The organism is Xanthomonas arboricola, from assembly GCF_003353015.1.
GTDB classification, from domain to species: domain Bacteria; phylum Pseudomonadota; class Gammaproteobacteria; order Xanthomonadales; family Xanthomonadaceae; genus Xanthomonas; species Xanthomonas arboricola_E.
This window is the reverse complement of sequence record NZ_QREM01000009.1, coordinates 1,530,837-1,543,045: the sequence shown is the minus strand read 5'-3', so window position 1 is coordinate 1,543,045 and position 12,209 is coordinate 1,530,837. Positions and strand designations below refer to the sequence as shown.

Here is a 12,209-nt window from a genome sequence, read left to right as displayed (position 1 = left end):
GCAGCCTAGGGACGCGCAAAAAATCTGCTTTTACGAATCCCCAATCCCAACTCCCCAATCCCCGCCCCTCTCACATGTCGTATTTGGTCAGTTCCAGGCCCAGGGCCTTGTACTGCTTCCAGCGTTCGCGCAGTGGTTCGCGGGCCGCCGGGTCGGCGGGCACCACTTCCAGCACGCGGTCGCAGGCGCCCAGGTAGGGATCGTCGCGCAGGTTGATCACCAGCGGGCGAGAAGGCGCGGCGAACTCCGGGGCGGCGATCAGCACCGGGGCGAGTTCGTCCTCTTCGTCGGTGCCGGCAATCTGGTGCGGGATGTAGGCCTCGTCGTCGAATGCCCACAGCAGGTCGTCCAAGGCCTCGGCCTGCGCGGCGTCGCGCGCCAGGATCAGCGTAGGCAGGTTGGCGTCGTTGGCCTTGCGCGCCAGCTCGCAGACCAGCCGCAGCGGTTCGTTGAGGAAGCGCGGTTTGGCGATCAGGTAGAAATCGGCACGAGGCATCAGGGCAGGGAATCGGGAGAGGGGAATCGGGAATGGTCACGGCACCGCCGCGACCTCGAAGGTCGCGGCGGTGCCTGAGAGGAGAGGGGTTTCACGGTTCCCTATTCCCGATTCTCAATTCCCACCTGCGGCGCGGTCCAGCAACCACTGCGTCAGCAGCCCCACCGGGCGTCCGGTGGCCATGCCGCGCTTGCCTTCGTCGCTGGCGACGCCGGCGATGTCCAGATGCGCCCAGCGCTGGTTCTCGGTGAAGCGCGACAGGAAGCAGCCGGCGGTGATCGCGCCGCCCCAGCGGCCGCCGATGTTGTAGACGTCGGCGAAGCTGGAATCCAGCAGGCCCTGGTATTCGTCCCACAGCGGCAGGCGCCAGGCGCGGTCGAACACGTGCTCGCCGGCGGCCAGCAGTTCGTTGGCCAGGTCGTCGTGCTTGCTCATCAGGCCGGCGGTCTGGTGGCCCAGCGCCACCATGCAGGCGCCGGTCAGCGTGGCCACGTCCACCAGGGCTTCGGGGTTGAAGCGCTCGGCGTAAGTCAGTGCATCGCACAGGATCAGGCGGCCTTCGGCGTCGGTGTTGCCGACCTCGATGGTCTTGCCGGACATGCTGGTGATCACGTCGGAGGGACGATAGGCATTGCCGTCGATGGCGTTTTCCACCGCCGGCACCACCACCACCAGGTTGATCGGCAGCTCGGCCTTGACCGTGGCCACGAAGGTGCCGATGACGTTGGCGCCGCCGCACATGTCGTACTTCATTTCCTCGATGCCGCCCTGCGTCTTGAGGTTGACGCCGCCGGTGTCGAAGGTGATGCCCTTGCCGACCAGCACGTAGGGACGCGCGTCGCCGCCGCCGTTCCACTTCAGCACGATCAGCCGCGGGCGGTTGGCCGAGCCACGCGCCACCGACAGCAGCGAGCCCATGCCCAGCGACTCCATCTGCGTCTCGTCCAGGATCTCGGCCTCGGCACCGGGGAACTTGCCGGCGAAGGCGGCCGCGGTCTCGGCCAGGTAGGCCGGGGTGCAATAGTTCGGCGGCAGGTTGCCCAGCTCGCGGGCGAATTCCACGCCCTCGGCGGTGGCCACGCCCACGGCCAGGGCACGGGCGTCGTCGCCGGCGATCGCCAGCGTGGTCAGGCCGGTCTCGTCGACCTTCTTCTTGCCCAGCGTGGCGGTGTAGCGGTAGGCGGCATGGTCGCTGACGATGATCGCCTGGCGGATGTTCCAGGCGCTGTCGCGCGCCTTGACCGGCAATTCGGTCAGGGTGAGCAGGGCGGTGCCGACCGGGCCGGTCTTCAGCGCGCGGGTCGCATCGCCCACCGCCTTGAGGTACGGCGCCACGCCGAACTTGCCGGCCTCGCCCAGGCCCACCACCAGCACGCGCGGGGCGGCGACGCCCGGCAGGTCGTGCAGCAGGCTGGTGCTGCCGGTCTTGGCCGCCACGTCGCCACGTGCCACCAGGGCCGTCAGACGGCCCTGGCTGGCACTGTCCAGCGCCTGGGCGGCGGGCGACAGGGTCTTGTCGGCGAACACGCCAACCACGATGCAGTCGACGGCGGCGCTTGCCGGCGCGTCTTGGTTCAGGGTGAATTGCAGGGCCATTGATCAGATTCCGTAGGCAAATCCGTACAATCGCGGGCTGTTTACGCCAACCGGACTAGGCTGGCGCCGCCGCGAACGAATCCGAGAGTTTAAAACAAGCCCACCCCATGCCGAAGCTCGATCGATACCTGCTTAGCGATTTCACCCAGAGCTTCCTGGCCACCTTGATCGTGCTGCTGGTCGTCAGCGTGGGCGGTGTGCTGGTGGATATCCTCGGCAATATCGCCGATGGCCGCATCCCTGCTCGCTTGCTGCTGTCCCAGGTAGGCCTGCAATTCGTGGCGTACCTGCCGATCATCCTGCCGCTGGCGCTGATGCTGGGGCTGCTGCTGGCGCTGGCGCGGCTGTACCGCGATTCAGAAATGGCGGTCATTACCGCCATCGGCGTGGGTCCGCGGCGCATGTTGCGGCCGATGTTGATGCTGGTGGTGCCGGTGGTCGTGGTGATCGGGTTGTGCTCGCTGTGGCTGGGCCCCTGGGCCAGCCGCACCGCCGAGGCCATGCTGGAGGACGCCAACCGCAGCATCGTGATGGCCGGCCTGGAGTCGGGCAAGTTCACGCCGCTGTCCGGCGGCGGGGTGGTCTACCTGACCACGATCTCGGCCGACGGCAAGGGCCTGGGCAAGGTGTTCCTGCAGCGCCAGAAGGACGACCGTATCGATGTGGTCACCGCCGACCGCGGCGCGATGTTCTTCGAAGGCAAGGCCGACCGCTTCCTGCGGCTGGAGAACGGCTACCGCATCGAAGGCCCGGCCGCCGGCAATACCCTGGACTACCGCCTGATGAAATTCGCCAGCAACGACGTGGCCTTGCCCGATCGGGCCCAGGTGCACGATGCCAACGACCCGGAAGTGATGTGGACCACGCAACTGCTCTCGGACCAGCGCCCGGCGGCGCGCGCGCAGCTGCATGAACGCCTGGCGCCGCCGTTGCTCGCGCTGGCCTTCGCGCTGCTGACCCTGCCGCTGTCGCGCAGCGCGCCGCGACAGCAGCGGTATGGCCGGATCATGCTGGCCTTCCTGGCCTACATGGTGGGCACCAATCTGATGATCGTCGGCACCCAGTGGATCGCCAACGGCAAGACCCCGGCCGCGCTCGGTCTGTGGTGGCTGACCCTGCCGCTGCTGGCGGTGGCGATCTGGGCGTATGCACGCGATGGTCGCGTGCGTCGGCCGAGGATCCGCGCATGAGGCTGATGCCGCGGGTGCATGACTGGTACGTCGGGCGTGCGGTGCTGTTCACCGTGCTGCTCACCTGGGCGGTGCTGCTGGGCCTGGACCTGGTCAATGCCTTTGCCAGCGAGGCCAAGAGCATCGGCCAGGGGACCTACACCTTTGGCCATGCGATCGCCTATGTGGCCTACACGGTGCCGCGCCGGGCCTACACCTTGTTTCCGACCGCTGCGGTGATCGGCGCCTTGATGGGCCTGGGCCAGCTGGCAGCGACGTCCGAACTCACCGCGCTGCGCGCACTCGGCGTGTCGCGCAAGCGCATGTCGGCTTCGGTGGTGGCGGCCATGGCGCTGCTGACCGCCACCATGGTGATCAGCGGCGAGACCGTGGGGCCGTGGGCACAGAACCAGGCCGATACCCTGAAAACCAGCGCCCGCTACAACAGCGACATGGCAATGGCGCGCTATTCCGGGCTGTGGGCGCGCGAGGGCGACACCTTCCTCAATGCGCTGAGCGGCGAAGAGAAGCTGCTCGATGGCGGCGGCACCGCGTTGGACCTGCACGATGTACGGCTGTATCACCTCGATGCCAGTGGCCGTCTGGCGCAACTGACCTACGCGGCGCTGGCCGAGAATCGCAACGGGACCTGGACGCTGCGCCAGGTACGCCGCGATACCTTCCAGGAGCGCTCGGTGCAGCGCGAAACCTTCCCCGAGCTGGCGTGGCAGTCGCAGCTCAGCCCGGCGGCGCTGGCGGCAGGGCTGGCCAAGCCGCGCAACCTGTCCGCGCGCGATCTGCAGCAGAGCATCGAATACCGCCGCCGCAACGGCCTGGATGCGCGCGACTACGAAGATCAGTACTGGAGCCGCTGGTTCTATCCGCTCAACGTGCTGGCGCTGTGCATGGCGGCGATCCCGTTCTCGTTCGGTTCGCTGCGTAGCGGCGGCCTGGGCAAGCGCCTGTTCCTGGGCATCCTGTTCGCGCTGGGGTTCTGGCTGCTGCAGCTGTTCTTCGGCCGCATGGCCGGCGCGCTGAAACTGGATTACCGCATCGCCTACGCGCTGCCGCCGATGGTGATGCTGGGCGTGTCGGTGTGGTTGTTCCGACGGCGCAGCAGCTGACGCCGATGCGTCGGTTCAGCCTGTTCGGAGCCGTACTCTGCCTGCTCTACGGTGCCGTTACCGCCTTGTGCGTATGGGCGGCCAGCGCGGCCGGGGGCGACCCCAAGGGCCACTTTGTGTTGCTGCAGTTGCCGCTGACACCACAGCTGACTGTGCTTGATGCCATGGGTGCTGACGCCTGGTTGACCGATATGCCCTGGGTGACCGGCGATCTGCTATTGGTTCCGCCATTTCTGGCGGCGCTGTATCTGTTTGGCTATGCCGTGCAGTGGCTGATTGAGCGCCCCTCGGCACGCGGGCATTGAGTCGGCACCCGTCTCGGTTCGCCGCATCTAATTGCCTGCACGCGAGCAGTTGCCTGGTGGGTGCTTCGCATGACGGCCGCATTCCGTTGTCGCCTGCCGTCGAGATCGGCAGGAGCCCGGTCTAAGGGGTTCAGCGTTTGGGTGTGCGCTGCAGCCGGGTGCCGCTGGCGCGGTCGTGCCAGGCCAGGCGGTCGCGGTCCAGCCAGGCCCACCAGAATCCCGCGCCAGCCAGGGCCAGCGACAGCGTGCCGATGGCATAGCGGATCCACAATGCGCGCCAGGAGGCTTGCGGCCCGACCAGCGACAACCGCCACGGGCGCATGCCCAGGGTCTGGCCGCCACGCCGCCAGCTGACGGTGGCGTACACCCCGGCAGCGATCCAGCAGCACAGCCACAACAGCCATTGCCAGCCGCTGAAGGGCGCGATGTTTTCGCGGGCCGGATGCCCGGCAAGCGTGAATCCCAGCGTGAACCCAGCGGAAATCAGCATCCACAGCGCAAGCACCGGCCAGGCGTCGTAGCACAGGGCCAGCAGTCGCCAGGCCACCAGGGCGGGGGGGCGTGCGCTACGTGGTGGTGGGGGCGAGGTCATGCCGCGAGCATAGCCGGCGCGGGCGATGGGGCAACCTCGCGCTGCGGCAATCCCGTGCCGGGCGATGCCTGCGTTTCGGGCTGAGGGCCACGTGGCGAACCGCACCTCGGGGCCAGCCGCGCAGCCAATCCCAGGCCTGTGCCGACACCGCGCGCCGCAAACCCCATGCCACGCTCTATGCTGTTGCGATGTCAGCCAGCAGTCCTGCCGAACGTCGCCAACTGGCGCAACGCCTGCCGCCGGTGCAGGCCGCCGATGCCGCCGCCATCGAACGCTTCCTGGATCGGTTATGGGCCGAGCAGGGCGTGGCGCGGCAGACCCTGGACAGTTACCGACGCGACCTGGAAGGGCTGGCGCGTTGGCGCGACGGTGCCGGCGGTGGCTTGCTGGGTGTCGATCGGGCGGTGTTGTTCGACTATCTGCGCTGGCGCACCGAGGCGCGCTATTCGCCGCGCAGCAATGCCCGGCTGCTGTCGACCCTGCGTGCGTTCTATGGCCTGTGTCTGCGCGATGGCGTGCGCGGCGACGACCCCACCGCATTGCTGGACCCGCCACGCCTGCCGCGCTCGCTGCCCAAGGCGCTGACCGAGACGCAGATCGAGGCGCTGCTGGCCGCGCCCGATACCGCCACGCCGCTGGGCCTGCGCGACCGCGCGATGCTCGAGCTGATGTATGCGGCCGGCCTGCGCGTCAGCGAACTGGTCAACCTGCCGGCGGTGGGGGTCAACCTGCGCCAGGGTGTGCTGCGGGTCACCGGCAAGGGCAGCAAGGAGCGGCTGGTGCCGCTGGGCGAGGAATCCCAGCACTGGCTGGAGCGCTATCTGAGCCAGGCGCGCCCGCTGCTGGCCAGCCACCAGGCGGTGGCAGCGGTGGACGGGCAGGTGCCGTTGTTCATCGATGCGGCGCGGCAGCCGCCCAGCCGCCAGCAGTTCTGGGCGCTGGTCAAGCGCTATGCGGCGGTGGCCGGGATCGACCCGGCCACGGTCAGCCCGCACGGCCTTCGGCACAGCTTCGCCACCCACCTGCTCAACCATGGCGCGGACCTGCGCGCGCTGCAGATGCTGCTGGGCCACAGTTCGCTTTCGACCACCCAGATCTACACGCTGGTGGCGCGTCAGCACCTGCAGAAGCTGCACGCCGCCCATCATCCGCGCGGCTAGCCGGCCGCCCAGGACAGGCAGGAGCAGCGGGCATCAGGTTCCAGCGCAGACCGATGAACAAGGGTGCGGTGGACGCCCCCCGTCGTTCCAGCGCACCAATGGCTGTGCAGCGTGCATTCCGACATGGTGACGTCCTGGACGTCGCCACTTGCCGGCGCGCACGCGATCAAACTGTCGCGGCCGCTGCCAGGCTTCATCTGCCCTGTGCGAGAATCGGCTGACCCCATTCCACTGGATGCGTGAATGTACCGTCTTGCCATCGCCGCACTGCTGGGCGCACTCAGCCTTACCGCCTGCGCGCAATCCTCGCAGCCTGCGGCAAGCAACGCCGGCGCCAAGCCAGCCGCCGCTGCCGCCCCCGCCGCCGCGGGCAACGTGGACCAGCGTGTGAGCGTCGCGCTCAAGGCGCTGGACCCGGATTTCAAGCCGGACTACATCGGCGCCGCGCCGTTTCCCGGTTTCCGCGAAGTGGTGGTCGGCGGGCAGGTGCTGTACGTCAGCGACGACGGCCGTTACCTGATCCAGGCGCAGCCGTTCGACATCCAGAACAAGCAGTTTGCTGCCAGCCCGGGCCTGCTGGCCTACCGCCGCAAGCAGCTGGAGACCGTGCCCAAGGCCGACCGCATCGTGTTCGCGCCGGCCAACCCCAAGTACACCGTGACGGTGTTCACCGACGTGGAATGCGGCTACTGCCGCAAGCTGCACAGCGAGATCGGCGAGCTCAACAAGCAGGGCATCGCGGTGGAATACCTGGCGTTTCCGCGCATGGGCCTGGGCAGCCAGGACCACAAGGAAATGATCGCGGTGTGGTGCGCCGCCGACCGCAAGCAGGCGCTGACCGCGGCCAAGTCCGGGCAGCCGGTCACTGCCAAGGACTGCAAGAACCCGGTGTCGATGGAATACACGCTGGGCCAGCGCCTGGGCGTCAACGGCACCCCGGCGATCTTCGCGCCGGACGGCACCCAGCTCGGTGGTTACCTGCCGCCGGCGCAGTTGCGCGAGGCGCTGGAAAAGCGCGCGGTCACCACCGCCGGTGGCAGCCGCTGACGTCGCCGACGGCAGCGCCGTGATGCGGCGCTGACGCTGGCCGCCGCGACGGTCGGCGTGATCGATCAACAGGCCGGGATGCGCATGCATTCCGGCCTGTTGCGTTTCAGGAGCGGGCTGGCCGCAGGGGTTGGGCGGGCAGCACGGTTTGTCGGGTGAGAGCGGCGATGGACCGGCATGGGCCGGCGCTGCGGACCTCGCCCCGCGCGCAGATCCGGGCCAAGGCCGGTGTGCGGCGCGAATCCGGGGCGGCATCGCCATCCGCCGCTGCCGCATCTGGCCGGAACGCGCTGGATCCGGGCAGGGCTGAGCGAATCATCGCCCGACAGATCGGCGGTCCGCGCATACCGCGTCCGGCGCCGACGCATCAGCTCCGTTACAATCTGCAGCCCCGTTTCTGACACGGTTCCCCGGACATGATGGTCCTCGAGGGCGCTTCCGCCCTTTCGCCGTTCCGCCGCGCTCGGCTCGAAACCCGCCTGCAAACCCTCGTCCCCGCGCTGCGCATCACTGGCGCCCGGCACGTCTATTTCATCCGCGCCGAGGCCGGGCAAGCGCCCGACCAGGCCACCTTGCAGCGGATCCTGCAGGCCGACGCCGCTCCCGCGCCGCGGGCCGAGGAGGCTTCCTCGCGCTACGTGGTGCCGCGCCTGGGCACGCTGTCGCCGTGGTCGAGCAAGGCCACCGAACTGGTGCGCGGGGCCGGGCAGCCGATCCAGCGCGTGGAGCGCGGCACCCGCATCGACCTGGCCGGCTGGCCGGCCGACGAGGCGACGCAGGCCGCCGTGGCCAGGCTGCTGCACGACCCGATGACGCAGTCGCTGCTGGGCTCGGCTGCGGCCGCCGAGGCGCTGTTCAACGAGCCCGATCGCGGGCAGTTGCAGCGCGTGCCGCTGGCGGCGCTGGAGCAGGCCAACCGCGACCTCGGCCTGGCCCTGGCGCAGGACGAGATCGACTACCTGCGCGAACGCTTCGCTGCCCTCGGCCGCGACCCGGCCGATGTCGAGCTGATGATGTTCGCCCAGGCCAACTCCGAGCATTGCCGGCACAAGATCTTCAACGCCAGCTGGACCATCGACGGCAAGCCGCAGGAACGCTCGCTGTTCCGCATGATCAAGCACACCCACCAGCAGACCCCGCAGCACACCCTGTCGGCCTACAGCGACAACGCGGCGGTGGTGGAAGGCGTGCCGGCCGCGCGCTATCGGCCGGATCCGGCCAGCGGCGAGTACCGCGCCGAGGCGGTGCTGCCATCGGCGTTTGCGATCAAGGTGGAAACGCATAACCACCCCACTGCGATCGCGCCATTTCCCGGCGCCGCCACCGGTGCCGGCGGCGAGATCCGCGACGAAGGCGCCACCGGCCGCGGCGGCAAGCCCAAGGCCGGCCTGACCGGGTTCACGGTCTCGCACCTGCGCATCCCGACCCTGCCGCAGCCGTGGGAGGCGCCGCGCGCGCTGAACCCGCGCATGGCCCCGGCGCTGGACATCATGCTCGACGGCCCGCTCGGCGGCGCCGCGTTCAACAACGAATTCGGCCGGCCGAACCTGCTCGGCTATTTCCGCAGCTTCGAGCTTGCCGAAGGGCCGGGCCTGACCCGCGCCTACGACAAGCCGATCATGCTGGCCGGTGGCCTGGGCGCGATCGATCGCAACCAGGTCGAGAAGCTGCGCCTGCAGCCCGGCGATGCGGTGATCGTGCTGGGCGGCCCGGCGATGCTGATCGGCCTGGGCGGCGGTGCGGCCAGTTCGGTGGCCGCCGGCGACAGCGCCGAGGCGCTGGATTTCGCCAGCGTGCAGCGCGAGAACCCGGAGATGGAGCGCCGCTGCCAGGAGGTCATCGACCGCTGCGTGGCGCTGGGCACCGACAACCCGATCCGCTGGTTCCACGACGTGGGCGCCGGCGGCCTGTCCAACGCCATTCCCGAGCTGCTGCACGATTCGGGCGTGGGCGGCATCATCGACCTGGGCCGCGTGCTCACCGACGACCCCTCGCTGTCGCCGCTGGAACTGTGGTGCAACGAATCGCAGGAGCGCTACGTGCTGGGCGTGCCGCAGGCGCGGCTGGACGAATTCGCCGCGATCTGCGCGCGCGAGCGCTGCCCGTTTGCCGCCGTCGGCGTGGCCACGGCCGAGGAGCGGCTGGTGGTTGGCTATGGCGTGTTTGGGGACGGGATTGGGGAGTCGGGATTGGAGATTCGCAAAAGCGATTCGTCAGTTGCCGGGTCCGCCGTTGCTTTCAACCAATCCCCAATTCCGAATCCCCAATCCCCGCTCCCGATCGATCTGCCGATGGACGTCCTCTTCGGCAAGGCACCAAAGATGCATCGCGATGCGGTGCATCCGCCGGCGCCGCAATGGCCGGTGCTGCAGACCGCCGCGCTGGATCTGCAGCAGGCCGGTCTGCGCGTGCTGGCGCATCCGACGGTGGCGTCCAAGAGCTTTCTGGTCACCATCGGCGACCGCAGCGTGGGCGGCCTGACCGCGCGCGAGCAGATGATCGGCCCCTGGCAGCTGCCGCTGGCCGATTGCGCGATCACCCTGGCCGGCTTCGATACCTTCGCCGGCGAGGCGATGTCGATCGGCGAGCGCACCCCGCTGGCGTTGTTGAACGCTGCCGCGTCGGCACGCATGGCGGTGGGCGAGGCGATCACCAACCTCTGCGCCGCCCCGGTGCAGACGCTGGACAGCATCAAGCTGTCGGCCAACTGGATGGCCGCGGCCGGTCATGCCGGCGAAGACGCCCTGCTGTACGACGCCGTGCGCGCGATCGGCATGGAGCTGTGCCCGGCGCTCGAACTGAGCGTCCCGGTGGGCAAGGACTCGCTGTCGATGCAGGCGCAGTGGCAGGAAGCTGGGATTGGTGATTCGGCATTCGGGATTGGCGAAACGCCAGAGCCGTCCGCTGTTGCAAATCCCCAATCCCCAATCCCCAATCCCATCGTCCACAAGAGCGTTTCACCCGTCTCGCTGATCATCAGTGCGTTCGCACCGGTCGGCGATGTCCGTACGCAGTTGACGCCGTTGTTGCGTAGCGACGAAGAGAGCGAGCTGTGGTTGATCGGATTGGGCGGCGGCAAGCAGCGTCTGGGGGGCTCGGTGCTGGCGCAGGTGTATGCCGACGCTGCCGCGCTGCCGGCATTTGGCGGCGAGGTGCCGGATCTGGACGATGCGCAGCGCCTGCGCAGTTTCTTTGAACTGATCCGCGCCGCGCGCGAGAGCGGCCTGTTGCTGGCGTATCACGACCGCAGCGATGGCGGGGCGTTTGCGGCGCTGTGCGAAATGGCGTTCGCCTCGCGCCAGGGCCTGGACATCACCCTCGATGCCTGGGGCGAGGATGCCTTCCGCAGCCTGTTCAACGAAGAACTGGGCGCGGTGGTGCAGATCGCCAACGAGGATCGCGCCGCGTTCGCCGATCTGGTCGAGCGGCATGCCTTGACCGAATGCGCGCAGCGCATCGCACGTCCCACCGGCACGCCGCGCATCCGCGTCAGCGCGCAGGGCCGCGTGCTGGCCGAGTGGCGTTGGGAAGCCTTGTTCGATGCCTGGTGGTCGGTGAGCCACGCCATGCAGAAGTTGCGCGACAACCCGGAAACCGCCGATGAAGAACGTGCACAGGCGCGCGACTTCCAGGCACCGGGACTGCGTCCGAAGCTGGTGTTCGATCCGTCCGAGGACGTGGCCGCGCCCTTCGTGGCGACCGGTGCGCGGCCCAAGGTGGCGATCCTGCGCGAGCAGGGCGTCAACGGGCAGATCGAGATGGCCTACAACTTCGAGCGCGCCGGTTTCCGTGCGTTCGACGTGCACATGAGCGACCTGATCGAAGGCCGGGTGGATCTGGCGCAATTCTCCGGGTTTGCCGCCTGCGGTGGCTTCAGCTACGGCGACGTGCTGGGTGCCGGCCGTGGTTGGGCCACCTCGATCCTGGAACGGTCGGCCTTGCGCGATGCGTTCGCCGCGTTCTTCGCGCGCAGCGACACCTTTGCGCTGGGCGTGTGCAACGGCTGCCAGATGCTCAGCCAGCTCAAGGACATCATTCCCGGTGCCGAGCATTGGCCGCGTTTCCTGCGCAATCGCAGCGAACAGTTCGAAGCGCGCACCGCCCTGCTGGAAGTGGTGGAGTCGCCGTCGATCTTGCTGCGCGGCATGGCCGGCTCGCGGATCCCGGTGGCGGTGGCGCATGGCGAAGGCCGCGCCGAGTTCGACACCGTGGTGGACCAGGCCGCAGCACGCGTGGCCTTGCGCTACATCGACGGCGACGGCGCAGTGGCTACCCGGTATCCGCTCAATCCGAACGGCTCGCCGGACGGCATCACCGGGCTGACCAGCACCGACGGCCGCGCCACCATCCTGATGCCGCATCCGGAGCGCACCCCGCGCACGGCAAACCTGAGCTGGCATCCGGCCGACTGGGGCGAGGACTCGCCGTGGCTGCGCATGTTCCGCAATGCGCGGGTCTGGTGCGGTTGATGATGTGAAGGGGGACGGCATGAGCTGATGCCCGTACCAGCAGTGCCAACCAACGGCCGTGTGCAGCGATGCACACGGCCGTTGTCGTTGCCGACCCTGCAAAAGCACGTCATCAACGCCGGGACATGGGTTACTTCGAGTAACTATAAAAACTACTAGTTATTTACTTGCGGTATATGGTGATGCTGCTTGTGTGATGTCAATCTCAATTGAACCTTTGTTTTTTCAATAAATTCAGATCGCGTTATGAA

At 68.4% G+C, this 12,209-nt stretch carries 9 protein-coding genes; 6 read left to right on the top strand and 3 right to left on the bottom strand.

What is annotated here, in order from left to right; genetic code table 11:
- Positions 1–70: 70 nt before the first annotated feature.
- Entirely contained in the window at positions 71–496 is a 426-nt protein-coding gene (locus tag C0541_RS17075; RefSeq protein WP_115050153.1) for a DNA polymerase III subunit chi, read from the bottom strand.
- 114 nt (positions 497–610) lie between these two features.
- Positions 611–2,092 carry a leucyl aminopeptidase gene (locus C0541_RS17070; RefSeq protein WP_115050151.1) on the bottom strand — a complete coding sequence of 494 codons (1,482 nt, stop codon included), beginning with the start codon at positions 2,090–2,092 and terminating at the stop codon, positions 611–613.
- A gap of 107 nt (positions 2,093–2,199) precedes the next feature.
- Here C0541_RS17070 and lptF point away from each other — a divergent pair, with 107 nt between their 5' ends.
- Genes lptF through C0541_RS17055 form a run of 3 tightly spaced genes read left to right on the top strand, consistent with a single transcriptional unit; the run spans position 2,200 to position 4,690 of the window.
- Positions 2,200–3,282 carry an LPS export ABC transporter permease LptF gene (gene lptF, locus C0541_RS17065; RefSeq protein ID WP_115050149.1) on the top strand — a complete coding sequence of 361 codons (1,083 nt, stop codon included), beginning with the start codon at positions 2,200–2,202 and terminating at the stop codon, positions 3,280–3,282.
- The gene (gene lptG / locus C0541_RS17060) at positions 3,279–4,385 is read left to right on the top strand and encodes an LPS export ABC transporter permease LptG (RefSeq protein WP_115050147.1); all 1,107 of its coding nucleotides are present in this window, start codon (positions 3,279–3,281) and stop codon (positions 4,383–4,385) included. Before lptF ends, lptG begins: the two co-directional genes overlap by 4 nt.
- Positions 4,386–4,390: 5 nt before the next feature.
- Entirely contained in the window at positions 4,391–4,690 is a 300-nt protein-coding gene (locus C0541_RS17055; protein WP_115050145.1) for a hypothetical protein, read from the top strand.
- Positions 4,691–4,820: 130 nt separating this feature from the next.
- On the opposite strand, the gene C0541_RS17050 is transcribed toward C0541_RS17055, so the two are convergent.
- On the bottom strand, positions 4,821–5,282 hold the full coding sequence (locus C0541_RS17050) for an RDD family protein (protein WP_115050143.1): 462 nt from the start codon (positions 5,280–5,282) through the stop codon (positions 4,821–4,823).
- 188 nt (positions 5,283–5,470) lie between these two features.
- Between C0541_RS17050 and xerD the strand changes: the two genes are divergently transcribed.
- From xerD to purL, 3 genes are all read left to right on the top strand, one after another.
- Positions 5,471–6,442, top strand: a complete 972-nt coding sequence (gene xerD, locus C0541_RS17045) for a site-specific tyrosine recombinase XerD (RefSeq protein WP_115050141.1) — start codon at positions 5,471–5,473, stop codon at positions 6,440–6,442.
- Between the two features lie 243 nt (positions 6,443–6,685).
- Entirely contained in the window at positions 6,686–7,489 is an 804-nt protein-coding gene (locus tag C0541_RS17040; protein ID WP_115050139.1) for a DsbC family protein, read from the top strand.
- 416 nt (positions 7,490–7,905) lie between these two features.
- Positions 7,906–11,958, top strand: coding sequence for a phosphoribosylformylglycinamidine synthase (gene purL / locus C0541_RS17035; RefSeq protein WP_115050137.1), 4,053 nt, complete (start codon positions 7,906–7,908; stop codon positions 11,956–11,958).
- Positions 11,959–12,209 lie beyond the last annotated feature (251 nt).